Source organism: Sphingopyxis sp. EG6, assembly GCF_003609815.1.
Lineage (GTDB): Bacteria > Pseudomonadota > Alphaproteobacteria > Sphingomonadales > Sphingomonadaceae > Sphingopyxis.
Genome location: NZ_AP017603.1, coordinates 1404253 through 1425518, shown reverse-complemented (window position 1 = coordinate 1425518; position 21266 = coordinate 1404253). Strand labels below are relative to the sequence as shown.

The 21266-nt window shown below is 63.7% G+C and carries 17 protein-coding genes, 1 tRNA gene and 1 pseudogene; 11 read left to right on the top strand and 8 right to left on the bottom strand.

What is annotated here, in order from left to right; all coding sequences use genetic code 11:
- Positions 1-5 precede the first annotated feature (5 nt).
- Positions 6-1316 (bottom strand): serine hydrolase, encoded by a 1311-nt coding sequence (locus SPYCW_RS07050; RefSeq protein WP_120216202.1) that lies wholly within the window; start codon positions 1314-1316, stop codon positions 6-8.
- Positions 1317-1353: 37 nt separating this feature from the next.
- Positions 1354-3333 carry a DNA topoisomerase IV subunit B gene (parE, locus tag SPYCW_RS07045; protein ID WP_120216201.1) on the bottom strand — a complete coding sequence of 660 codons (1980 nt, stop codon included), beginning with the start codon at positions 3331-3333 and terminating at the stop codon, positions 1354-1356.
- A 169-nt stretch (positions 3334-3502) separates the two neighbouring features.
- On the opposite strand from parE, the gene SPYCW_RS07040 reads away from it, so the two are divergent.
- Entirely contained in the window at positions 3503-4333 is an 831-nt protein-coding gene (locus SPYCW_RS07040) for an outer membrane protein (protein ID WP_120216200.1), read from the top strand.
- 56 nt (positions 4334-4389) lie between these two features.
- Here SPYCW_RS07040 and SPYCW_RS07035 read toward each other — a convergent pair whose 3' ends face one another.
- A complete protein-coding gene (locus SPYCW_RS07035; protein ID WP_120216199.1) occupies positions 4390-4788 on the bottom strand; it encodes a PaaI family thioesterase in 399 nt (132 codons plus the stop codon).
- A 10-nt stretch (positions 4789-4798) separates the two neighbouring features.
- Positions 4799-5494 (bottom strand): GcrA family cell cycle regulator, encoded by a 696-nt coding sequence (locus SPYCW_RS07030; RefSeq protein WP_120218159.1) that lies wholly within the window; start codon positions 5492-5494, stop codon positions 4799-4801.
- A 118-nt stretch (positions 5495-5612) separates the two neighbouring features.
- On the opposite strand from SPYCW_RS07030, the gene SPYCW_RS07025 reads away from it, so the two are divergent.
- Positions 5613-6485, top strand: coding sequence for an ABC transporter permease (locus tag SPYCW_RS07025; RefSeq protein ID WP_120216198.1), 873 nt, complete (start codon positions 5613-5615; stop codon positions 6483-6485).
- Between the two features lie 3 nt (positions 6486-6488).
- Here the strand turns inward: SPYCW_RS07025 and hspQ are convergent, their stop codons facing one another.
- Complete coding sequence (gene hspQ, locus SPYCW_RS07020; protein ID WP_120216197.1) at positions 6489-6863, bottom strand: heat shock protein HspQ; 375 nt, start codon at positions 6861-6863, stop codon at positions 6489-6491.
- Positions 6864-6940: 77 nt separating this feature from the next.
- Here hspQ and SPYCW_RS07015 point away from each other — a divergent pair.
- Together SPYCW_RS07015 and SPYCW_RS07010 are read left to right on the top strand one after the other, a co-directional pair.
- Positions 6941-7722: pseudogene (locus SPYCW_RS07015) on the top strand (IS5 family transposase).
- A gap of 180 nt (positions 7723-7902) precedes the next feature.
- A complete protein-coding gene (locus tag SPYCW_RS07010; protein ID WP_120216196.1) occupies positions 7903-8532 on the top strand; it encodes a Yip1 family protein in 630 nt (209 codons plus the stop codon).
- Positions 8533-8597: 65 nt separating this feature from the next.
- On the opposite strand, the gene SPYCW_RS07005 is transcribed toward SPYCW_RS07010, so the two are convergent.
- A tRNA-Ser gene (locus SPYCW_RS07005) sits at positions 8598-8687 on the bottom strand.
- A 91-nt stretch (positions 8688-8778) separates the two neighbouring features.
- On the bottom strand, positions 8779-12018 hold the full coding sequence (locus SPYCW_RS07000) for an amidohydrolase family protein (protein ID WP_120216195.1): 3240 nt from the start codon (positions 12016-12018) through the stop codon (positions 8779-8781).
- A 141-nt stretch (positions 12019-12159) separates the two neighbouring features.
- Between SPYCW_RS07000 and SPYCW_RS06995 the strand changes: the two genes are divergently transcribed.
- The 5 genes from SPYCW_RS06995 to SPYCW_RS06975 all read left to right on the top strand — a co-directional run bounded on the left by SPYCW_RS06995 (position 12160) and on the right by SPYCW_RS06975 (position 17526).
- Positions 12160-13338, top strand: a complete 1179-nt coding sequence (locus tag SPYCW_RS06995; protein WP_120216194.1) for a CaiB/BaiF CoA transferase family protein — start codon at positions 12160-12162, stop codon at positions 13336-13338.
- A 75-nt stretch (positions 13339-13413) separates the two neighbouring features.
- Entirely contained in the window at positions 13414-14289 is an 876-nt protein-coding gene (yghU, locus tag SPYCW_RS06990) for a glutathione-dependent disulfide-bond oxidoreductase (RefSeq protein WP_120216193.1), read from the top strand.
- Positions 14290-14457: 168 nt separating this feature from the next.
- Positions 14458-14901, top strand: coding sequence for a TadE/TadG family type IV pilus assembly protein (locus SPYCW_RS06985; RefSeq protein WP_120218158.1), 444 nt, complete (start codon positions 14458-14460; stop codon positions 14899-14901).
- Between the two features lie 2 nt (positions 14902-14903).
- Positions 14904-16532 (top strand): TadG family pilus assembly protein, encoded by a 1629-nt coding sequence (locus SPYCW_RS06980; protein ID WP_120216192.1) that lies wholly within the window; start codon positions 14904-14906, stop codon positions 16530-16532.
- Between the two features lie 97 nt (positions 16533-16629).
- Positions 16630-17526 (top strand): type II toxin-antitoxin system prevent-host-death family antitoxin, encoded by an 897-nt coding sequence (locus tag SPYCW_RS06975; protein ID WP_120216191.1) that lies wholly within the window; start codon positions 16630-16632, stop codon positions 17524-17526.
- On the opposite strand, the gene SPYCW_RS06970 is transcribed toward SPYCW_RS06975, so the two are convergent.
- Positions 17523-18599, bottom strand: a complete 1077-nt coding sequence (locus SPYCW_RS06970; protein WP_120216190.1) for an MBL fold metallo-hydrolase — start codon at positions 18597-18599, stop codon at positions 17523-17525. The two genes, SPYCW_RS06975 and SPYCW_RS06970, sit on opposite strands and share 4 nt — an antisense overlap.
- A gap of 164 nt (positions 18600-18763) precedes the next feature.
- Between SPYCW_RS06970 and SPYCW_RS06965 the strand changes: the two genes are divergently transcribed.
- Positions 18764-19957: an acyl-CoA dehydrogenase family protein gene (locus SPYCW_RS06965; RefSeq protein WP_120216189.1), complete on the top strand. Its 1194-nt coding sequence runs from the start codon at positions 18764-18766 to the stop codon at positions 19955-19957.
- 106 nt (positions 19958-20063) lie between these two features.
- Positions 20064-21203, top strand: a complete 1140-nt coding sequence (locus SPYCW_RS06960) for an acyl-CoA dehydrogenase family protein (protein WP_120216188.1) — start codon at positions 20064-20066, stop codon at positions 21201-21203.
- The last annotated feature ends 63 nt before the right edge of the window (positions 21204-21266 follow it).

Below are 21266 nucleotides of genomic sequence, written 5' to 3'. Positions count from 1 at the left end.
GGTCGCTATTTGGCGGCCAGCGCCAACAGCCGGGTCACCAGGCTGACCATCGTTTCGGTTTCCACCGGCGCGTCGGGGTTGTTCCAGCTTGCGGTGACCACGAACCATTTGCCGTCGGACTTGCGTTCGCCAAGCAGGCTCATCGATATTACGCCCAGTTCGGACCCGCCCTTGTAACCGAGCCAGCTCCAATCCTTGGTGGCGCCCGGATTTACGCCGGGGTTGATCGCCATCACCGACATCGCCGTCGGCGAGTTGCGCTTGCGCAGGTCGATCATCAATTTTGCGACGTCGTTGGGGCTGGCGAACCATTCGAGACTGTCGATATAGCGCGGTTTTCCGGCGAAGCTCACGCCGTCAACATTGGACAGGGTCAATCGGTGCTGGTTGGCATTGATCAGTTCGCGCTGCGCCGCATCGTCACCCGCAATAAAGGTGGAACGCTCGCTTCCGAAATTATTGCCCTTGAGAGCAAAGGCCTCGACCGTCGTCAGGAACGGGACGTTGCGCGACGGATTGCTGTGCCCTGCCGCCCGCATCCGCGCCTCAATCGCCTCGCGGCCGAGCTGGTGGATCAGCGTGTCTGTCGCGCTGTTGTCGCTGACCGAAATCATCCAGTTCGCCAGGCTTTGCAGCGTCACCGGCGTGCCTTTCGGCCAGTTCGCGGTGCCCATCGACGAAAAGCTGAGGTGTGACAGCGGCACGACATCGGACCAGCGGCGCTTCTTCGCGGCGACCTGAGCCGCCAGTTCATCGAGAATATAGAGCTTGAAGGTCGATCCGACGGCGAATTGCTGGTCGGGGTTGGCCGAGGCGAGCGGGCGAATGGTGTCGCCGGTGATTTCGGCGACGAGGAAACCGGTCGATCCCGGCAATGCGGCAATTTCGGCGGCGACGGTGTCGAAACTGTCGTTCGCCATTTCAAAGCCGGTCAGACGCAGGCCGATGACGCGCGCATTGGGATCGGCGCCAACGTCGAGCAGTACCGTCCCGACGCCCTTCTCGAACCGCAGCGCAAGCGAGCCTGAACGGCCGTCGTTCGACACCAGCTTCTCGACGGCGATCGGCTTGCCATATTGCGCGATCAGGCTGGCGGTCATCGCCCTGAACTGCGCCTCGGGCAGGGCGGATTGGAATGTCGGGTCGAAATAATCGGCGAAGGCAACCGAGCCGCCCAGCACATCGACGAGTTGCGCAGCGCGCCGCTCGAAAGCGGAGTCAGCCGCGGCCTGCATTTCGGGCGACTGCGCCAGGCTCGGTCCGGCGGGCAGCGTCAGCCCAAGCGCAAATGCCAGTAAAGCAGCCTTTCGGACCATGACGACCCCCGTTTCCGGCGAAAATTCAGCGGCAATCCTACGCGTCGATCGCCGCCTCGTCGAGCGTCGCGGCATTGGCCTGAATGAACTGGAAACGATGTTCGGGATGCTTGCCCATCAACCGGTCGACCAGATCCTTGACCAGATGTCGCTCCTCATATTCCTGTGGCAGCGTAACGCGCAGCATTGAGCGCGTCGCGGGGTCCATTGTGGTCTCTTTCAATTGGTTAGGATTCATTTCTCCCAACCCTTTGAAGCGACCAACCTCGACTTTCTTGCCCTTGAATTGCGTCGCTTCAAGCTCAGCGCGATGCGCGTCGTCGCGCGCATAGGCCGACATGCTGCCCGCTGTGAGGCGATAGAGCGGCGGTTGCGCCAGATAGACATGCCCGCGGCGCACGATGTCGGGCATTTCCTGAAAGAAAAAGGTCATCAGCAAGGTCGCGATATGCGCGCCGTCGACGTCGGCATCGGTCATGATCACTATTTTTTCGTAGCGCAGCCGGTCGGCATCGCAATCCTTGCGCATGCCGCAGCCCAGCGCGAGCGCCAAGTCGGCGATTTCCTGATTGGCGCGGATCTTGTCGGCGCTCGCGCTCGCGACATTCAATATCTTGCCGCGGATCGGCAGGATCGCCTGCGTCTTGCGGTCGCGCGCCTGCTTGGCGCTGCCGCCAGCACTGTCGCCTTCGACGATAAACAATTCCGTGCCTTCGGGGCCATCATTCGCACAATCGGTCAGCTTGCCCGGCAGGCGAAGCTTTCGCCCGCTGGTTGCCGTCTTGCGCTTGACCTCGCGCTCGGCCTTGCGCTTCAGTCGCTCGTCCATGCGATCGAGCACAAGCCCGAGCAGCGCGCGGCCGCGGTCCATATTGTCCGACAAGAAGTGGTCGAAATGGTCGCGAACGGCGTTTTCGGTCAGGCGCGCCGCTTCCGGGCTGCTCAGCCGGTCCTTGGTCTGGCTCTGGAACTGCGGGTCGCGAATGAACACCGACAGCATCATCTCGCCGCCGTTGAACACGTCCTCGGCGGTGATCTGCGCCGCCTTTTTCTGCCCGATCAGCTCGCCGAAACCCCGCAAACCCTTGGTCAGCGCCGCGCGCAGCCCCGCCTCGTGCGTGCCGCCGGCGGGGGTCGGAATGGTGTTGCAATACCAGCTATAGCTGCCGTCGGACCACAGCGGCCAGGCAATCGCCCATTCAGCGCGGCCCTGGTCGCCCGGAAAATCCTGACGGCCGATGAACGGCTCGGCGGTCGCACATTCGCGCGTGCCGATCTGCTCCTTCAAATGATCGGCGAGACCACCCGGAAATTGGAAGGTGGCTTCGGCAGGGGTGTCGTCACCGATCAACTCGGCGGCGCATTTCCACCGAATTTCCACGCCCGCGAACAAATAGGCCTTTGACCGCGCCATGCGATACAGCCGCTGCGGCTTGAAACGCTGATGGTCGCCGAAGATTTCGGGGTCGGGTGTGAACGACACGCTTGTCCCGCGCCGGTTGGGGGTCGGGCCGAGCTCCTCAAGCCCGCCGACCGGAGTGCCGCGCGCAAAGCGCTGGCGATAGAGCTGCTTGCCGCGCGCCACTTCGACCTCGGTATCAATCGACAGCGCGTTGACGACGCTGATCCCGACGCCGTGCAGGCCGCCCGATGTCGCATAGGCCTTGCCTTCGAACTTGCCGCCCGAATGCAGCGTCGTCAGGATCACCTCCAGCGCCGATTTGCCGGGAAATTTCGGATGCGGATCGATCGGGATGCCGCGGCCGTTATCGGTGACGGTCAGCCGGTTCCCGACATCGAGCGTGATTTCAATGCGGCTGGCATGGCCCGCCACCGCCTCGTCCATGCTGTTGTCGATCACCTCGGCGGCCAGGTGGTGCAGCGCGCGCTCGTCGGTGCCGCCGATGTACATGCCGGGGCGCCGCCGGACGGGCTCCAGCCCCTCCAGCACCTCGATCTGCGAAGCATTGTAGCTCTCGGTAGCCGGGGTCGCGGCGTCGAACAAATCGTGACTCATGCCTTGGCTATAGGGGGCGGGAAAGCCCGCTGGCAAGCGCGGTTTTCGGGCGATGCGAACCGGACCGCAGGCACTCGATTCGTCCCGTTTTTGTGTGTCGACGGAACTTTGGGCAAGCAGGACGGGTTTGGCGGGTGACTAAAAAGTCATTCAAAAAGCGGAGTAAAACATGAAAGCTCTTTCTCTCCTCGCCGTTCTGGCGGCCAGCACCGTCGCCGTCCCGGCCTTCGCGCAGGACCGCGACCCGTCACAGGATTTTGACGGTCCCTACATCAGCATTGGCGGCGGCGGCACGTTGCAAGGCAGCGATCGCGGCGAAACCGTGCTGTTCGATACCAACCGCGATGGCACCTATGGCGACCAGGTCACGACCGTTGGCGGCGCCAACGCCTTCTCGACCGGCTTCTGTAATGGTGCGGCCACCAGTACCGCCAACCTCAATTGCCGCAACGACAAGGACGGCCCCGAATATTTCGCCCGGTTCGGCTTTGACAAGCGCATGGGCAATTTCGTCCTTGGCGCCGTGATCGAGGGCGGTCGCAGCGTGGCGCGCGACAGCGTCACCGCATTTTCGACCACGCCGGCGAGCTACACCTTCAGCCGTGAAGCCGATTATCAGGCGAATGCCCGCCTGCGCGCCGGTTACACCCCCGGTGGCGGCGCGTTGTTCTATGTGACCGGTGGCGGCGCCTATGCCCGTCTCGATAACCGCTTCACCACGAGCAACACCGCCAACAGCTTTGCCGACAACGGCAAGACCAACGGCTGGGGCTATACCGCAGGCGGCGGCGCCGAAATCATGGTGACCAACAACATCGCGGTTGGGCTTGAATATCTGTACACCGACATCAAGGACAATGATTTTGTCGTCAATGTCGGCCAGGGTACGGCACCCGCGACCAACCCGTTCCTGCTCAATGGTGGCGGGACCGACATGAAGCGCAGCAGCGACCATTTCCGCACCCACAGCGTGCGCGGGACGCTGAGCTTCCGCTTCTAAACTATTGAAAATAAGTAGTTGAAAGGCGTCGGATCGAAATATCCGGCGCCTTTTGGCTATTCGGGCGTCGGTGCCGCGAAGATCGCGAAATTTCCGTTCGCGCTGCTGACCAGGCGGCCACCCTGATATAGTTTGGCGTCGATATTGGCGACACGTTTGCCGCGGTGCAGCACTTGCGCCTCGCAGGTGAGCCGCCCTTCACCGACACGGACATGATAGTTGAATTTGATCTCCAGCGTCGCGCACCATCGATCGGCGTCGAGCACGCTGGTCAGCGCACCCCCCATCGCAGTGTCCGCCAGTGAATAGGCAACACCGCCGTGCGCGGCACCTTGCGGGCTGAAATGCTGATGGCGATTGACGTCGATCGCCATCACGCAGCGCCCGTCGCCGCGCTCGACCATTTGCAGGCCAAGCGCGCGCGCGAACTCGAACTCCTGAGCGAACGGCCTCACCGAACGCGCCCTATCGTACGCGCGGACCTCCGAACGGCGGCGGCGGGGGCGGACGGCGCGTGCCGCGCGGCAACTGCGCCTGATAGGCGCGGCCGCAATGCTCGACGCAATAGGGGAAGCCGGGGTTCACGGCCTGCCCGCAGAAATGGAAATCGGGCTCGCCCGGATGCCCCATCGGCCAGCGGCAGATACGGTCATTAAGGTCAAGCAGGCTGGTTTTGTCCGCGATTTCCGGGCTTGGCTTGGCCGGCACCAGACGGCGCGGCGGCGCAGGCGGGATCGGCGCCTGCTGATCGCCAGGTCCTTGGCGGATAAAGCCGCCAGGACCGATCGACACGATACGCGGCTGGTCGCTCTTCGGCGGCTGTTCCCCCACCGATCCGTCGGCGGTCGGCGTATCGACCGTCGGTCGTGCTTCGGACTTGGGCGGCGCGGGTGCGGCGGGCCGCGGCGCCACCGGTGCAGCGGCGCGCGGGGCGGCGACGGGCGCCGCCGGCTTGGGCGCTGCAGGGGCAGCGGTTTTCACCGGCTTGACCTTGTCGGTCGCCTTGACCGGCGAGGGGCGCGATTTCAGACCGAGGCGATGCGCCTTGCCGATCACCGCGTTGCGGCTGACCCCGCCCAATTCGTCGGCGATCTGGCTGGCAGTCAGCCCTTTTTCCCACATGGTGCGCAGGCTTTCGATGCGCTCATCGGTCCAAGACATATTCAAATCCTTATCATTCCACGCCGCGGGTGATGTCGCGGTCATCGATGCGATCCCTGCGGATCGGCGCCACTGCCCAGCTTGCGGTAAGATCGGGGAGGCGATAGGCGAGAACGCCATGAACGACCAGCCCCAAATTTCGCGACCCGACTCGAGCAAATTCGCGGCAACCCCGCCCTTTGCCGAACCGGGAGTGCCGCACATCCGGACGCTCAACGTGCCCGGCATGCAGGCGCTATATGTCAAGGAGGTGCGGCGGTTTTTCAAGGTCCAGCTGCAAACAATCTGGGCGCCCGCGATCACGACGCTACTGTTTCTGGTCATTTTCACCGTGGCGCTGGGCGGCGCGGGCCGCGAAGTGATCGGGGTTCCCTTCGCCGATTTCATCGCGCCGGGGCTGATCATGATGGCGATGCTGCAGAACAGCTTTGCCAATTCCAGCTTTTCGCTACTCGTCGGCAAGATCCAGGGCACGATCGTCGATTATCTGATGCCGCCGCTTGCGGTGGGTGAGTTGATCATCGCGCTGATCGGCGCGGCGATCACGCGGGCTATCCTTGTCGGGATCGCACTGTGGCTCGCGATGACGCTGTGGCCGGGGGTCAGCGTGGCGCCTCAGCATTTTTGGGCGGTCGCGGTGTTCGGGGTTCTCGGTGCCGCGATGCTCGGGTTTCTGGGCCTTATTACGTCGGTGTGGGCAGAGAAATTCGATCATGCCGCCGCAGTGACCAATTTCGTCGTCACCCCGCTCGCGCTGCTTTCGGGCACCTTCTACTCGGTCGACCGGCTGGCGCCCTGGTTCCAGACCGTCGCGCACGGCAATCCCGTCTATTACGCGATCATGGGCTTTCGCTACGGCTTTATCGGTACGGTCGATTCGACGATCAGCAACCCGGTGTTGACCGCAATCGCGGTGCTGATCGCGGTCAATATCGTGCTGGGACTGCTGACCTATCGCCTGCTTGCTTCGGGCTGGAAGCTCAAAGCCTGACCATCAGTGGCGATGGATGGCGCGGACGCGGTAACGGCCGTCGTCCAGCCCTTCGAACATCGCGTCGATCTGCGGATGATCGATCGGCCCGCCTTCGGCGTCGGGCACCAGATTCTGCTGGCTGACGTAAGCGATATAGGATGAATCGCCATTCTCGGCGAGCAGATGGTAATAGGGCTGCTCTTTCGCCGGACGGATTTCCTCCGGGATCGCTTCATACCATTCGTCGCTGTTCGCAAAGACCGGGTCGATGTCGAACACGACGCCGCGAAAATCGAACATGCGGTGCCGCACGATGTCGCCGGGCGCGAAGCTGGCAGCACCGATCAGCGGTGCCGTTACCGCCCCATGATGGTCGGAGGAAGATTTGGAAATCATGTGCCTAGGCCGTGTTGACAAAAGGGATTCCCAATCGCGTCGACTTCTGATTCAAGACTGCTTTTTGAGGAGCAGTCATGGGTCGCGGGGATTTGTCGGAAGCGGAGTGGGATCTGATTGGGCCGCTGCTGCCGCCTGAGCGCGGTCGTTGGGCGCGGCCGGCGGGCGATAACCGGCGGTTCCTCAATGGAATGCTTCACGTGCTGCGGGTCGGCTGCCCCTGGCGCGACATGCACGAGCGCTACGGCAAGTGGAACTCGGTCTATGTCCGCTTCCGGCGCTGGGCCGAACAGGGTGTCTGGGATGCCCTGCTGCAAACACTGGTCGATCTGGGTCTAACCGACGACTGGCAACACATGATCGACAGCACCAGCGTTCGCGGCCACGTCTCGGCAGCGGGCGGAAAAGGGGGGCTTGTGCGAACGCTCTTGGTCGATCACGCGGCGGCTTTACGAGCAAAATCCACGCCCGCTGCGACAATCAAGGACTGCCTGTCGGCTTCATCCTGACCGGCGGCGAGGCTTCCGATTACACTGCTGCCGAACCGCTGATGGCGATCCCCGTCGCCACACCCAAGGCGCTGCTCGCGGACAAGGGATATGATGGTGATCGCTTCCGGGAAAGCCTGCTGGTCCGGGGCATCCTGCCGATCATCCCGCCTCGCTCGAACCGCAAGGTGCCAGAGCATCCCGACTATCGCCGCTACAAGGACCGCAACCGCGTCGAGCGCATGTTCGGCAAGCTAAAACAGCAACGACGCATTGCAACACGCTATGACAAAACCCTGCTCTCGTTCGAGAGCTTCCTCAACCTCGCCGCCATGCGACTATGGCTGAAATCTTTTGTCAACACGACCTAATCTATGGCTATTCCCTGCCGTTTCAACCCTGTTACACTCGCTTGCCCGCCGGTGGGCCGAATCCCGGCTGTGATACGCGTTACAGATGTTGGCGCGAGCCGAGCTAAGCTGTCTGCTCGGCCGCCGGTAATACCGGGCTGGATTGCGGGCCGTGTTGATTGCAACAGGGAAAGGCAGAGCATGAGCGACATTCCGACGAGCAACCCACCGCCGAGCCCCGCAGCGGGGATCATCGAGCGGGCCAAGAACATCATCCTCAAACCGAAAGAGACTTGGGCGGTCATCGACGCCGAGCCCGCGACGACCCAGTCGATCTATATGCCTTATGTGCTGGTGCTGGCGGCGATCGGACCGATCGCCCAGTTCATCGGCGGGCAGGTGTTCGGTTACGGCGCATTCGGGATCAGCTTCCACCCGCCGATCGGGACCGCGCTGGTTTCGGCGATCTTGTCTTACGGCCTGGCGCTGGCGACGACCTTCGCCCTCGCGCTGGTTATTGATGGGCTGGCGCCGAATTTCGGCGGGCAGAAGAACCAGGTGCAGGCGCTTAAGGTCGCGGCCTATTCGGCAACCGCGGGATGGCTCGCCGGAGTTTTCGGCCTGATCCCGGCGCTTGCGATCCTGGGCCTGCTCGGCCTCTACAGCCTCTACCTTCTGTATCTGGGATTACCGATCCTGATGAAAGTGCCGCAGGACAAGGCGATGGGCTACACCATGGTGGTGATCATCGTCGCGGTCGTCCTGTTCCTGATCGTTGGCGCGATCGTCGCATCGCTGACCGCACCTTCGCTACCCGACATTCGCATGTAGTCCGTTCGACCGTCCCGGCAGCGATGCCGGGGCGGATGTCCGCTGGTGGTCAAATCAGGGAAAAATGGAGGAGAGTGAGGGATTCGAACCCTCGGTACCGTTGCCGGCACTTCGCATTTCGAGTGCGACGCTTTCGACCACTCAGCCAACTCTCCTCGCTGAGAGGTGACGCCCCTAGCGGCGGCTCGCGCGAGTTGCAACCCTCTCGTCACAATTTCGCGCGTCCGCCGCCCGATGGCGTCCCAATCAGGGCTTTTCGGCTTCCCACCAATAGGGCGCGCGCGTGCGATTGCCCGTCGCGACCTCGTTCATCGTCAGCGGATCGTACAGCCGCCCGCCCAGCATCACGCGGTGTATTTTTTCGGTATTGCGAATGTCCTGCGTCGGATCGGCGTCGAGGATCAGCAGATCGGCGAGCTTGCCCGCTTCGAGCGATCCGACATCCTTGCCATAGCCGAGCGAGGTCGCGGGCATGATCGTCGCGGCGCGTAGCGCGTCGATATTGCTCCACCCGCCGCGCACGAACGACCAGATTTCCCAATGGGCGCCAAGCCCCGATTGCTGGCCATGCGCGCCGATGGACACCATTCGTCCTGCGGCGGCGATCTTTCCTGCCTCGCGCGCCGAATCATCGTCGACATAGTCGCCCTCGGGCGCGATCGTGCGGCGCTTGTTGTTCGCGGCGAGCTGGGCAGGCGGGATGTGCCTGGTCAGGATCGGATGCTCCCATACATTGGTGTGCGCGCGCCAATAGGGGTCGCCTGCCGGGCCGCCGTAGGTGACGACCAGCGTCGGGGTGTAATCGACCTGCGTCTGCCCCCACAGCTGCACCAGATCCTTGTAGAAGGTGTGGAGCGGGATATTGTGCTCGACGGTCGAATTGCCGTCCTGGATCAACGACACGTCCATCGTGTAGAGCGAGCCGCCCTCGGGAACGACGAGCATCCCCTCGGTCTGCGCCGCTTTGACGACCATCTGGCGCTGATCGCGGCGCGGCTGGTTGTAATTTTTGACGCTATGCGCGCCCTGCGCCTTCAGGCGGCGGACATGCGCCAGCGCGTCGTCATAGCCGTTGATTTCGGCATAGACCCCCGCCGCCTTGGCGCCATAAATGATCTCGCCGGTCGAAAAGATCCGCGGCGCCAGGATCAGCCCGGCGCGCTGCATTTCGGACGACACAAAGATTTCCGAGGCGCGCGACGAGGGGTTGTGGCTGGTCGTGGTCCCCATCGCCAGATTGACGATTTCGGACCAGTTCTGCTGCGGGATCAGTTCGTCATCGCCGTGACTGCCATGGGCGTGCGCATCGACGAAGCCGGGGACGATCGTCTTGCCTGTTGCATCGACGGTGACGGCGCCCGTCGGGACGCTGATCGACGCGAGCGGGCCGACCGCAGTGATACGGTCGCCCTCGATGACGATCGCGCCATTGTCGATGATGCCGCCGTCGGCGCCCGCCATGGTGACGATGCGCGCACCGGTGATGACGACGGTGCCGCGGCGTTTGGCCGCCGTTTGTGTCATGGCGAGCGAGACGCCATCGGTCGGCGGCGTGAATTTGGGTGCCTTGTCGTCGGCGGGCGCATTGGTGAACAAACGCGCTAGGTCGGCGTTGAACAGCGTCGCCCCCCGGCTCCAGTGAAGGCGTCGACCGCCGTCGGACCAATGGATATATTCGGCGCCGCTGCCGCTAACCCGCGTTACGGGCAAGGCTCCGCTCTTGGTGCCGAGCGACACGTCCTGCCCGCCGGGCATCAGCGGGGTGACATAGGCGTCGTAGTTCTGGCGGAATGCCAGCGTCCCGCCGTCGGGCGAGATTTCATAGTCGCTGACCAGTTCGCCGTTAGCATGGGTGCGCTTGTCCTGGCCGCTGAGGTCGGTGCTGACGAGCTGGCTTTTGCCGTCGCCCGCGGTCACCATGAAAATACGGTCGTTGGTCGCCCCATATTGCGGCTTTGCGCCGTCGCGGCTGACCAGTTCGGCAGAGCCTCCGCTCGCCGCCATGCGATAGACGCCGGTGTCCTCGCTCCAGCGCGCCGAGGTCAGCCCGCCGCTGCCGCGCCGCTCGAACACGATTGTCTTGCCGTCCGGAGAAAAACGCGGTTCGGCATAATGGCCGGGAACGGTCGTAAGCTTGCGCGATGCGCCGCCGCCTGCACCGACGATGTGAATTTCGCCGAGCCCGCTGTCGGTCCAGCGGACGAAGACGAGCGACTTGCCGTCGCGCGACCAGCTTGGCCATGCCTCCATCGCATCGTCCCTCGCGGCGGTCAGTCGCCGCGCGGTGCCGCCGCTGGCGGGCTTGATGTACAGCTTGCCGAGCGTTTCGAACACGACGCTACGCCCATCGGGCGACACCTCGGCCCAGCGCGGCATCTGTGTCGTAAAGCTGTCCGGTGCCACCTCGACCGCCGGGTGGGTGGCGTCGATGATCACGCGGTCATCGTTGATGCTGAACGGAATGATCCGCGCGTCGCCGCCCTGGCTGCTGACGCGGCGCAGCTTTCCGCCCGACCAAAAGACGATATCGCTGCTGTCGGGAGTCCACGCCATGTTCGGATAGACGCCGGTGACCGCCCAGGTTTCCTGCACATCCTGGTCGAGCGCATCATAAACCTTGCGCTCGATCCCCGAAGCGAGATCTTTCACATAAAGCTTCGATTGGGTCGCTTCACGGCGCACGAACGCCAGTCGCTTGCCATCGGGGGAAGGGGTGGGGCGCACCGCCCCGCCATCGCCCGACGCCGCAGTGGTAACCTTCGCTGCCTGTAAATCATAGCGTTCGATGTGGAACAGGTCGGTGTTGCTGTCCTGCGCATATTCAAAGATCGGGCCGGGGGTGACATTGCGCGTGTAAAAGACGCTCTTGCCGTCGGCGGCGAAGATCGGTTCGCCGAGCTCCTTCTGGTGGCGCTCATTGGGTTTCTTGACCAGCGGCACGCCGGCGCCGCCCGAGACATGGTACATCCACACCTCGCCGGTGCCGAGCGAGCGGCCCGTGGTGAAATGTTTCTTCGCGACAATGAACTGCCCGTCGGGCGACCAGCTTGGCTGGTTGAGTAAGCGGAAATCTTCTTTGCTCAATTGCACCTTGCCGCTGCCGTCGCGATTCATCAGCCAGATATTGTCGCCGCCGCCCCGGTCGGAGACGAAGGCGATGCGCTTGCCGTCGGGCGAAAAGCGCGGCTGATGCTCGAACGCGAGACCTTCGGCGATGCGCGTCGGGGTGCCCCCCTCGATCGGCATGGTGTAAATGTCGCCAAGCAGGTCGAAAGCGATGGTGCGGCCGTCGGGTGAAACATCGACGTTCATCCAGCTGCCTTCATCGACGGCAATCGGCACCTTGCGCGTCGCCATCCCCGGCGGCGCGTTGACGTCCCATTTCTCGGCCTTCGCATCCGCGGCGGGCGCTGGTGTCGCCTGCTGGGCAAAAACCGAAGTCGAACAAGCCAAAGTCGCCGCAAGGGCGAGAGCGAAGCGCGCCATGAAATTATCCCCGTTTGAAATTATGTGCCGACCATATGATGCTGTAACGAACATGCAAGCGACAGGTTTCGACGAAGGCGCTGGCACGCTCGACAGGCGGCTGCTAGCCCGACCCAAAGACAGCAATGGGGAGAGTGAAGCGTGCCGCTCAAGGGAATAAGAGTCCTCGATTTCGGGCGCTATATCGCCGGTCCCTATTGCGCCGCCCTGCTCGCCGACTATGGCGCCGACGTCATCCGGATCGAGGCGCCGGGCGGCAATGACGACCGGTTCACGGTTCCGGTGGCCGACGACGGATCGGGGGCGATGTTCCTGCAGATGAACCGCGGCAAGCGCTGCCTGACGCTGAAGCCCGGCAGCCCCGAAGGACGCAAAATTGTCCGGCAGCTCGTCGAAACCGCCGATGTCGTCGTCGCCAACCTGCCGCACGACGCGCTGACTAAGCTGGGGCTCGATTTCGCGAGCTTGTCCGCGATCAACCCGCGGATCATCCTTGCCACCGCGTCGGCATTCGGCAGCGAGGGGCCGCTGGCGCAGAACGTCGGTTTCGATGCGGTCGGACAGGCGATGTCGGGCGCGGTACATTTGACCGGGACGCCCGATCAGCCCTATCGCGCGCAGGTCAATTACGTCGATTTCGGCACCGCGCTGCACACCGCCTTTGGCGTCATGCTGGCGCTGCGTGAGCGCGAAACGACGGGGAAGGGGCAATGCGTTTCGGGGTCGCTGCTCGGCACCGCGCTTGCCTTTTCGAACGCGTTGGCGATCGATCATGCGCTCAACGGCGTCGAGCGTCAGCCGATCGGCAATCGGAGTTACAGCTCCGGGCCGACCGACATCTTTCGGACGTGTGATGGGTGGATCGTTACCCAGATCGTCGGCGGCGGCATCTTTGCCCGCTGGGCCAATCTGGTCGGGCGGCCCGAACTGATCGACGATCCGCGCTATGCCAGCGATATCTTGCGCGGCGACAATGGCGAAGCGCTGAGCGCGATCATGCAGGCATGGTGCATCGACCGGAGCAGCGCTGACGCCATCGCCGAACTGGGCGCGGCCCGCGTTCCGGCAGCGCCGGTGCTGCGCGCAGCCGAAGCGTTAGCGCAGCCGCAAGTGGCCGCAATGGGGCTCGTCGAGCCTGCCGACTATCCGGGAACGCCCGGCGGCGCGCCCATCATTCGGGCGCCGATCAGTTTGTCGGGCAGCGACAAGGTCGCTTCGACGCGCGCGCCGCAAGTCGGCGAACACAGCGACGCGATCCTGGCCGAACTCGGCTATGACACGACTCAGGTCGCAGCTTTACGTGCGGCAATTATTATTTGACCGGCTAGGGGTGGACGGCGATGGCATCGATCTTTAAATACCGTTCAGTATGAAATTCAGTGCAGGAGCTCCGCGATGACCGATCAAGCCGAATATGTGCCGCCAAAAGTGTGGACGTGGGACAAGGATAGCGGTGGACGCTTTGCCAACATCAATCGCCCGATCGCCGGGCCGACGCACGACAAGGATCTGCCCATCGGCAAGCATCCGCTGCAACTCTATTCGCTCGGCACCCCCAATGGGGTGAAGGTCACGGTGATGCTCGAAGAGCTGCTGGCGGCAGGTCATAGCGGCGCCGAATATGACGCGTGGCTGATCAACATCGGCGAGGGCGATCAGTTTTCGAGCGGCTATGTCGCGGCGAACCCGAACAGCAAGATCCCTGTTCTCGTCGATCGCAGCGGCGCCGAGCCCAACCGCGTGTTCGAATCGGGGGCGATCCTGATTCATCTTGCCGAAAAATTTGGCGCCTTCCTGCCGACCGAGACCGCGAAGCGTGCAGAGACCTTGTCGTGGCTGATGTGGCAGATGGGCAGCGCGCCGTTCCTTGGCGGCGGCTTTGGCCATTTCTACGCCTATGCGCCGACGAAGCAGGAATATCCGATCAATCGCTATGCGATGGAAGTGAAGCGCCAGATGGACGTGCTCGACCGGCGCCTCGCGGAGAGCGAATATGTCGCGGGCGCCGACTACACCATCGCCGACATGGCGATCTGGCCCTGGTACGGCGCGCTGGCCAAGGGGCTGGTCTATGACGCGGGCGAGTTCCTGCAGGTGCATGAATATAAGAATGTACAGCGCTGGACCGACCAACTGGCCACGCGCCCCGCGGTCAAGCGCGGGCGGATGGTCAATCGCGTTACCGGCGATCCGGCGAGTCAGCTTCGCGAACGCCACGACGCATCGGACTTTGACCTCAAGACCCAGGACAAGCTGGAGACCGCTCAATAAGCGCAATTTGCGACGGGCGACGACCGCCCGTCGTTAGCGCTGAGTCAAGGAATGGCGCAAACCGCCGACAAGGCCGCTGCACTGCACGCAAATGCTATGTAAAATACGCAAAAGCGGCGTCGGGCGATCTCGACGCCGCTTTCATTTCGGACCGTCATGCTGGCGGCCATGACAGCTTTCCCTGCCTTGCCGCGGCCCGCCCGCCGTCCGTCTCCGCCCGGCCCCACTCTGCTGCGCGAGGAGCGCGGCGCTGCCATCGTCGAAATGGCGCTGGTGCTGCCGCTGCTCCTCATGCTGCTGACGGGCATGCTGGTCTATGGCCAATATTTCATGCTCGCGCACAGCGTCCAGCAGGCGGCGAACGACGGTGCACGCGCCGCCATCGTCGGGCTCGATGCCGCCGATCGCAGGGCGGTGGCGACGCGCGCGGTTGCGCGGAGCCTGCAATCGGTGAGCGGCTCGCATAGCGTCGCGGTGTCCGAAACGAACGAAGCCATCACGGTTGCGGTCGCCTTTACCGCTCCGCCGGACAGCTTCCTGCGTTCGGCGCTGGTCCCGTCGCCGACCAATGTCATTCGGTCGCGCGCGACCTTTGAATTGCCGGTCGATTGACCGTGGCGCTGCTCCCGTTCCTTTGCGGCTTGGTCCGCGACCGCCGCGCGGGAATCAGCATCGCGACCGCCTTCGCGATGACGATGCTGATCGGTGCCGCGGCGCTCGCGGTCGATGTCGGCTCGCTTTACCTCGACCGGCGGAAACTGCAGGGTATCGCCGACGCCGCTGCGATGGCGGCAGCCGGACGACCGGGCGAGGAGCGGGCGGCGGCCGAGCGGATCATTGCCGCCAATTGCGATTGCGGCATCCAGATCGCAGCGCTCACCACAGGCACCTATACGCCCGAACGGACCGTGGCGGCCGAGCAGCGTTTCGCGCCCGGAGGAGCGTCAGCGAACGCCGTGCAGATCAGCCTGACCCGCAACCGCCCGCTCTACTTCGGCCGTTTCCTGACCGGCAAGAGCGACACCGTCATCCGCGCCACGGCCACCGGCGCGCGGCGCGGCTACGCGGCCTTTTCGCTCGGGTCGCGCGTCGCTGCGGTGCACGGCGGCCTTCCCAACGCGCTGTTGTCGGGGTTGACCGGCAGCGTGCTCAGCCTGTCGCTCATGGACTATAACGCTCTCGCCAGCACCGACATCGACTTGCTCGCATTTTCCGAGGCGCTCCGGACCGAGATCGATGCCGATGTGCTGACCTTTGGCCAGACGCTCGACAGCCATGTCACGCTGCCGCAGGTCGTATCAGCGCTGGCTAGCGCATCGGATGGCCAAGCCGCAGGGGTGCTCGAACATATCGCCGGACGCGCCTTGCCGCGCAGCCTGCTGCCGTCGCGCGCGATCGATCTGGGGCCGCGCTCGTCGAGCATCCGCGTCGACCCCGCCAACCCCGTCAAGGTCAATGCGCTCAGCCTGCTGCGCGCGATGTTGTTGCTGAGCAACGCCAATCGCCAGGTCGACCTTTCGGTCGCGAGTGCGCTGCCTGGCGGGTCCGGCATCGACATCGCGCTGCTCGTCGGCGAGCCGCCAGCCCATTCGCCTTTGATTGCGGTGACCGACACCAATCAGGTCGTCGTCCGCACCGCGCAGGTACGGCTGAAGATCGACACGAGGGTCCAGACCCTGCTTGCCAGCGTCCACGTCCCGGTGCTCGCCGAACTGGGCTCGGCATCGGCGCGGATTTCTGAGATCGATTGTGGTCCCGACAGCAGCGCGGCGGTGTCGCTCGCGGTGGTGACCTCGCCCGCCATGCTGGCGATCGGCACCGTCGACGCCGCCGATTTCCAGGATATGAAGCGCCCGCTCGATCCCGCTCCGGCGCGCGTGGTGAAACTGCCGCTGGCCAGCGTTGACGCCGAGGCCGAACTGGTGCTGTCCGACCTCGCCGAAAAGCCGGTCGCCTTTTCGCGCCGCGATATTGACGATGGGCAAGTCAAGACCGTGTCGAGCAGCGGCATCGTCGCGGGTGCCGCCCGATCGCTTGCTGACCGCATGGAACTTCGCGTCAATGTGCTGGGCATCGGGCTCAACCTCAACGCGCTGCGCTCCGCCGTCGCCGACGGCGTCGCGCTTGCCGCGCCCGTGGTCGATACCGTGATCGCCGACCTCACCGGACTGCTCGGCGTGCACGTCGGACAGGCCGACGCGCGGGTCAACGCGCTGCGTTGCGGGAAAGCGAAGCTGGTCTGATCCGCCAGACCGGCGCCGGATCGGACGCAATTCGCGGCCAAGCTTTGGGAAAACGCCCCAATATACTCGCGAAGCATCGACATTTCGGGAGGTCAGTGTGGCGACGGCGCAGGAACCGCAGCGAGTATCGGCAGCCGATTTCATCCGCGGCTTTGCCAATTGGCGCCTGCAATCGGCGCGCGAGCCAGTCGTCGTGACGCACCATGGCAAGGATGCCCATGTGCTGATCTCGCTCGACGATTATCGTCGGCTCGATAGCCAGGCGAACAATGTTGCAGGGACCGCAGACCGCCTGCAACAATCGCTGGCGGGGCTGGTCGAATCGATCCGCGACGGAGTGATCCTGATCGATCGGCAATGGCGGATCGTCGCCGCCAACCCGGCGGCCTGCGACATCCTGGAACGATCATGCGCGGAGATGATCGGCGTACCCCTGACGACCGCGGTGCCACGGATCGAGCGCAGCATGCTGGCGCAGCATATCATCCGCCTGATCGACCATCGTGAGCGCTTTTCGGGCGAGTTGCCGGACATCTTGCGACCGCGCCAATGGCTGCGGATCGATCTTGTGCCGACCCCGACAGGCGGTGCGATGATCCTGCGCGACGTCAGCGGTGCCATCGACAATTTTGCCGCCACCGACGCACGCGCCGCCCTGTTGAGCGCGATCGAAGCGCAGGGCAGTATCAGTCACGCCCGCATATCGGTGCGCGGAGCGGTCGAGGCGGCGAACGACTCGCTACTCGTTATGCTCGGGGTCGATGCCACCGCGATCCGGCGGGTGCGTTTTTCGGCGTTGTTGGCGGTCGGTGATCGGTCAGGTTTTTCTGAGGGACTGGAGGCGCTGTTCCGATCGGGTCAGCCCGTCTGCATCGCGACCCAAATGGTGACGCGCGACGGCGACGCCATCGACGTCGATCTGACGATCGCCGAAGTCCGTGGACCTTATGCCAGCGATGGTGCGGTTGTTCTGGTCACCCGACGCGCTGCCTAGAACCAGCTGCCGCGGTCGATTGTCTTGCTGCCAGCGGGCAGCGAGAAGTATTGGCCGTCCTCGCCGACGATAATCGGCCCGTCGAACCGATCTTCGGCGCCGTCAAGGAACGCCGCATTCAGGTAGGGCGATGGCATCGACGGCACGACGTGGCTGAGCACCAGCATCTGGACCCCTGCGACGCGCGCGCTGTCGGCGGCTTGCGCCGGGCTGGCATGATAATCGATGATGTCGCGCATGATCTGTGCAGTCTGGTTGCGGCCCGCCTTGTCGAGCTTTGCCGCGAGCGTGTTGACCATCGCGGGGTTCAGTGCCTCGTGAATCAGAAGGTCAGCGCCTTTGGAAGCCACTTCCAGCGTGCTTGATGGTGCCGTGTCGCCACTGACGACGAGGCTGCGTCCCTTATAGTCGAACCGATAGCCGACTGACGGTTGGACCGGGCGGTGATCGACGGCGAAAGCGGTGACGCGAAGGCCGCCCGCGTCGTAGATGACCGTCGGTGCCGCCGGGAGCGCAAAGGCGATCGCCGTCGCGCCGGCAGCCGCGGGAGGCGTGATCGCCTCGCCATGGTGCGCGGTGCGATAGCCATTATCGAGTGCGTAGGCGGCGTTGAACCCGGCAATAACCTGCTCGACACCCGACGGCCCATAAACGGGCAGAGGACTTTTGTTGCCGCTGGCGGTCCAGCGCAGCAGCATCATTGGCCCCATCCCGTCGATATGGTCCGAATGAAAATGGGTCAGGAACATCGCCTTGATACGGCCATTGGGCAGGCCCATCTGTGCAATATTGCGCGCCGCACCCTCTCCTGCATCGACGACGAACAACGCCTTGCCCGCGATCACGACGGTGCAGGACGCCGCACGCTCGCGGCTGGGGAGGGGGGAGCCGGTGCCGCAGAAACCGACGTGCAATCCGTCTGGCAGATCCTTGAGCGTGTCGCGCGCCGCCGCGCGTTCGACCGCGCGCTCGAAGAGCCAAAGGCCGATCGGCCGCTGAAACAACCACGCCGACAGAAGCGCGATGCCAAGGATCGTCGCCACCCAGAGCGCTGTACGCTTGCCTTTTGTCATCTCCCATCCCCCAACTTTGTCCGCCCGTGACGAATGCACGCGCTGGACAAGCGGCGATGTTACGCCCAATCATTGGGCCAAGGAAAGTTGCAAGTAGCAACTTGCCGTTTACGTAAAGGTGAGCGCGCAGTATAAGCGCGCCATTACCCAATGGGAGATTCGTGATGGACATGGAATTCAGCCCCGAAGATCTCGCCTTCCAGCAGGAAGTGCGCGACTTCATCGCCGAAAATTACCCCGCCGAACTGCGTGAAAAGCAGGATGAGGGCGAGGAGATGTCCAAGGAGGATTTCCTTGTCTGGCACAAGATCCTGCACAAGAAGGGCTGGATCGCACCCGCATGGCCGGTCGAATATGGCGGCACCGGCTGGACGCCGACGCAGCGTTTCATCTGGTCGGAAGAATCGGCGCGCGCCGACTGCATCCGCCTGATGCCCTTTGGCCTCGCGATGGTCGGACCCGTCATTTACACCTTCGGCACGCCCGAACAGAAGGCGCATTTCCTTCCCCGCATCCTGTCGGGTGAGGATTGGTGGTGCCAAGGCTATTCGGAGCCGGGTTCGGGCAGCGATCTTGCCTCGCTGCGCACGACGGCCGTCCGCGACGGCGACGACTATATCGTCAATGGGCAAAAGACCTGGACGACGCTCGCGCAGCACGCTGACTGGGGCTTCTTCCTGGTGCGTACCGACAAGGACGCCAAGCAACAGGAGGGGATTTCCTTCCTCCTCATCGACATGAAGTCGCCCGGCATTACCGTGCGCCCGATCATCACCTTGGGCGGCGAGCATGAGGTCAACGAGGTGTGGCTGGAGGATGTCCGCGTCCCCGTCGCCAACCGCGTTTACGAAGAAAACAAAGGCTGGACCTGCGCCAAATTTCTGCTCGCGCATGAACGGACCGGCATTGCCGGGGTCGCGGCGTCGAAGCGCGGGATCGAAAAGGTCAAGGCCATCGCCCGCACCGAAGTCGATGGCGACAAGCCGCTGCTCGCCAATGCGTTCTTCAAGCGCAAGGTCGCCGAGCTGGAAGTCGATCTGGCGGCGCTCGAATTAACCGAGCTGCGCAGTCTCGCCGGCCCGAACGCCGGGCGTGGCCCGGGGCCGGAATCGAGCCTGCTCAAGATCAAGGGATCTGAAATCCAGCAGCGCTTGACCGAATTGTCGCTGGAGGCCGTCGGCCATTATGGCGCGCCCTATTTCCGCGGATTCGGCGAGGGCGATAACGAACATCCGATTGGCCCCGACTACGCGCACCGCGCCGCGCCGACCTATTTCAACATGCGCAAGACGACGATCTATGGCGGGTCGAACGAGATTCAGCGCAACATCATCGCAAAGATGGTTTTGGGCCTCTGACGCATGCGTCGCCCCCGCGCAGGCGGGGGCCGCAATCGGCCTGGCTCAGCGCCGCTGTATAAACCAATAGCGGCCCCCGCCTTCGCGGGGGCGACGGGGATGTAAAATGGATTTCACCTATACCGAAACGCAGGACATGATCCGCGACACGCTGTCGCGCTTCCTCAGCGACACCTATGATTTTGAAACGCGCCAGAAGTTCATCAATTCGGACAGCGGTCGCGATCCGGCGATCTGGACCGCCCTGGCGCAGGAACTCGGCATGCTGGGCGCAGCCTTTGACGAGGACCATGGCGGTCTTGGCGGCGGTGCGCTCGAAAATGCGATCGTGATGGAGGAATTGGGCAAGGTCATCGGGATCGAGCCCTACTTGCCCACCGTCGTCATCGCAGGCGGCGCACTGAAAGCCGTCGGCGGGGCGCAGGCTGACGCAATGATCCCCGAGATCATTGCCGGCAACGCGATCATCGCTTTCGCCTATGCCGAGCCTCAGGGCCGCTACGATCTTGCCAATCTGCGCACCACCGCGAAGAAGGACGGCGCGGGCTATGTGCTGAACGGGCACAAGGGTGTTGTTTACGCCGCACCATGGGCGACGCATCTGCTCGTCACCGCGCGTACCGGCGGCGGCCAGCGCGACCGCGAGGGCGTGTCGCTGTTCCTGATCGACGCCAATCTGCCCGGCATCGTCCGCCGCGACTATCCGACCGTCGATGGCAGCCGCGCGTCGGAAATCTATTTCGAAAATGTCGCAATCCCCGGCGACGCGCTGCTCGGCGGCGAAGGCACCGGCCTGCCGCTGGTCGAACAGATCGTCGATGAAGCGACCGTCGCGGTGTGCGCCGAAGCGACCGGCGTCATGCAGAAGCTACACGAAGGCACGCTGGAATATACCCAGCAGCGCAAGCAGTTCGGCATTCCGATCGCCAAGTTCCAAGTGCTCCAGCACCGCATGGTCGACATGTTCATGGAAGTCGAACAGGCGCGTTCGATGACGATCATGGGGGTGCTGAAGCTTGGCCTGCCCGCGAACGAGCGCATGGCTGCGGTCTCGGCGGCCAAGGCGAAGGTCGCGCGCGGCGCCAAATTTGTCGGACAGAATGCGATTCAAACGCATGGCGGCATCGGCATCACGCAGGAATTGGCGATCGGCCATTATTTCAAGCGCGCTACGATGATCGAGGGCCAGTTCGGCAGCCATGATTATCACATGGACCGTTACGAACGGCTTGTGCTGGCGGATTGATCTAGCGAACACCTCTCGGGCGGAGTGGGGCATCGACGACGGCAGTGGCAGTTATCGACCGAT